Raw genomic sequence first — 354 nt, 5'->3', positions numbered from 1 at the left:
GGCCTGGAGGATGAGCTCAAGGCGTTGCGCGGGCGGCTGAAGATGGTGCGCGATTCGCGTATCCAGCAGCTCAACGAGGCTATCCAGATCGCCACCCGGCTGGGGATCGTCAAGCCGACGACCCCGGGCGCACTGGGAGAGGTCGGGCAGGATGGCTCGCGCAGCGTTTTCCGCACCGAGGTGAATAACCAGCATATACCCCTGTATTTCATGGGTGTCGATGCCTTGACCGCCGAGCGCGATACCTTGCTCAAACGCAAGGGCGATGACTTCACCGAGCCCCGCGTGGCGAAGATCCAGCAGGAGCTGAAGCAGCTGGAGAACAACCGTGAAGTGCAATACCTGCAGGCTCGA

1 protein-coding gene is annotated in these 354 nt (G+C 61.9%); it reads left to right on the top strand.

What is annotated here, in order from left to right; all coding sequences use genetic code 11:
• Positions 1-354, top strand: a 354-nt coding sequence (locus BST14_RS31870) for a hypothetical protein (RefSeq protein ID WP_211280841.1), incomplete at both ends; no start/stop codon positions are given.

This window comes from Mycobacterium arosiense ATCC BAA-1401 = DSM 45069 (genome assembly GCF_002086125.1).
GTDB classification, from domain to species: Bacteria; Actinomycetota; Actinomycetes; order Mycobacteriales; family Mycobacteriaceae; genus Mycobacterium; species Mycobacterium arosiense.
This window is presented reverse-complemented; position numbering and strand designations above follow the sequence as displayed.